The organism is Psittacicella hinzii, from assembly GCF_003585935.1.
Lineage (GTDB): Bacteria > Pseudomonadota > Gammaproteobacteria > Enterobacterales > Psittacicellaceae > Psittacicella > Psittacicella hinzii.
In genome coordinates this window covers 1-2,791 of record NZ_NRJG01000122.1, presented here as the reverse complement: position 1 = coordinate 2,791, position 2,791 = coordinate 1, and the positions used below count along the sequence as shown (strand labels likewise).

The following is a 2,791-nucleotide window of genomic DNA, read 5'->3' as shown; positions in this document are numbered from 1 at the left end:
ATTTTTGGGGTACAGCTCAGGACGTCCTAAAAAAGAAGACTCTGATAAAAAAGCAGAGTCTGACAAAAAAGCAACTCAATCTTAAAATCTCAATATAGATTCCCAAAAACTGATGAAACACCTTAAAAAAGGTATAAAATCAAACAATATTAAATTTTAATAGTGAAGCACTATTATTAATAACTATAGGCGAATCTCAAAAGTAATCATTAGTTAGTATTTTATGAGCCAAAATTACACGTTACCCGATTCAAAAAAAGTTCAATTAGTAGACGCAAATAATAAACACTTTAAAGAAGTTTTCTTTCAACCTCCTGTTTATACACATGAAGGAAAAAGAAAAAACCATAGAGTTTTAATTGGCAAACTTGAAATTGCTACTAATACTTTTATACCTAATGATCACTTCTCGGTTTTCTTTGATGAAAATAACAATCCATACGAAATGGATTTCGATATTTACAAGACAGAAATGATCGCTTATAACGCCAAATTGGCAGCACAAAAAGCTAAAAATCCAGGTGTATCTCGCGTTATTAGTTCGGATCGTGTAAAAGTTATGAAGCTAGTAATTAAGAAAACTCGTCTTCTTAATGCTAAGCTTAACGCAGGTAAAAATACTAATGATAAAAATATTATCGTGGCTGAAGAGCTTGCTAAAGAAGCCTCTTCTACTGGCAAAGAGTATATTAACTCTTTAGCAAATTGCTTTTATACTGCAATTTACGATATTGCTAACATGTATGGTATTACAGAGATTCTGCTAAAAGTTTTTACAGAAACGCAAACTAAAACTATCTTAAATTGGGTTGCTTTTATTTTAAGTAGTAATAATTATAGTGCTGCTTATAACTTCAATAATTTTGCTAAACGCATGAACTTACAAGATGATTATTTTATAAGTTCACAACGTTGGTCAGATTTCTTTAAAGAGATTACCTCGGATAAAACTGCTAACTTTATTGATCTTTGGTGTCAAAGATTAAATGAAAGTGAAAGTGTTTTTATTGATTATCCTAATTTTACCACTTTCTCAAATAAGCTAATCTTATCTGAAGATAGTAAGTCAAATAGTAGAGAAAAACTCAAACAAATCAATCTAGTTATTGCTAAAGGTAATAAATGGGATCTACCTTTACTTTACGAATTTTATGTAGGTAATACCTCTGATAGTACGTATTTTTTACGTTCTCTAGACTTAACTTCTAAATATTTCCCCTCAGTTAAAACTGTTGTATTAGATCAAGATACTCAAAGTTTAGATAATATTAAGTATTTACTTTCAAAGAATATTAGTGTTGCTACCATTTTGAAAAAATCTGCAAAAGAATACAAACAACTAATTAATCGAGTAAAAGATACTCCAAAAGAAAAAATGGAGATCATTTTACCTAAAGGTACTTTTTACCATACGGATAATCTTGATTATGAAGGAAATATCTTCCAAGCATTTACGTACTTCTCTTATGAAAAATATGCGTTAGAGTGTACTTCTATTATGAAGAAATTCGAAATGGAGGCAAAGGCTTTAGAAAAAGCTAATAATCAAAAAGCTGTAAAACCTAGCAACCAAGCACTCAATAATCTTGAAAGTCAATCACAAACTAAGATTGAATATACAGTTGATACGGATAAGCTAAAACGTCAGCTTAGCGAAGCTGGAATGTACGTAGTAATAACTAATGATCCACATTTAGATGCTGATACTGCTAATAAACTTTATAGTAGTAAAGCTGTGATTGAAAACTAATTTAGAGGTCATAAAAACAGCACAAAACATGAACGCATGCTAGTAAGCAACAGCGATGTATTCTATGGTAAAGCCTTCTGTTCATTCATCTCAACAATAATGTATGAGATTTTAGAAAAAGATATAAGCAAAATTGAAAATGAAATTGATGCATATATTGAAACTACTGTAGCTAATTTCTTACAATACTTAATCGATGTTAATGCTGATGAATTTAGAGTATCTAAAGATAATGAGTTTTTAGCAATTAAAAAGTTTTATCAAGTTCTCAAACATAATTTTGAAACAGTTAAATGTTAGTCTTTTTTACTAACTGTTGCATGTACCTAAATTATCAGTTACGGGAGTCGCTAAAAAGCAGACTCTGAAAAAAGCGAGGTGTTAATTAAATAATTACACCTCGCTTTTGATATTACGTATATTTATTTTCTGAAGATAGTCTTTTTCTTGTTATAAATGCAACAAACGCTACAATATTAAAGCTATCTCTTTTCATTATAAATCCTTCTAAATAAGACTTATTAAGGGACACTTTATAAGTTTCGTTATCTTTGTCAATCACTTCTATTTCAGCAATTTTTATCTGTGAGAATACAGAGAAAGGTTCTTTAGGATTACTGATTAAGTAGTATCCTTTCTCGTGGTATTTATCACCTTTAATCATGCCAACACGGTCACCTGGTATTAAGAAAGGGCTAAACTCCTCGTCTATAATTCTAACGTCAGTAATAGAGTGCTTATTAATCTCCTCTTCACTCATAAACAACGTAGTTATATATTCGTGTTTATTGTTGCTAGCTTTATTAACACTTAATTCTATTTCTACACCTTGCTTGTGGCTCTCCTCTGCAGAATTAAGACTACGTAGTAAGAAGTATTCTTTTGTATAAGTGACGGGGACTGTAACCCAACCTTTACTTAAGCAATAATCAAAGAAGTATTTGAAGTTTACTGTCCTTAAACCAAAGATCATACAAATCTTATTAAAGAAATCTGCAGTAGCACTTCTCTCATGCTTAAAATTATTAGTAACTGTTGCTT

At 30.3% G+C, this 2,791-nt stretch carries 3 protein-coding genes; 2 read left to right on the top strand and 1 reads right to left on the bottom strand.

Going from position 1 to position 2,791, the window contains the following annotated elements:
• Window positions 1-223: 223 nt before the first annotated feature.
• The gene (locus tag CKF58_RS06465) at window positions 224-1,750 is read left to right on the top strand and encodes a transposase (protein ID WP_119532140.1); all 1,527 of its coding nucleotides are present in this window, start codon (window positions 224-226) and stop codon (window positions 1,748-1,750) included.
• Window positions 1,751-1,786: 36 nt separating this feature from the next.
• Entirely contained in the window at window positions 1,787-2,050 is a 264-nt protein-coding gene (locus CKF58_RS06460; protein ID WP_119532138.1) for a hypothetical protein, read from the top strand.
• A gap of 112 nt (window positions 2,051-2,162) precedes the next feature.
• Here the strand turns inward: CKF58_RS06460 and CKF58_RS08470 are convergent.
• On the bottom strand, window positions 2,163-2,791 hold a 629-nt coding region (locus tag CKF58_RS08470), incomplete at its 5' end, for a hypothetical protein (protein ID WP_222987750.1).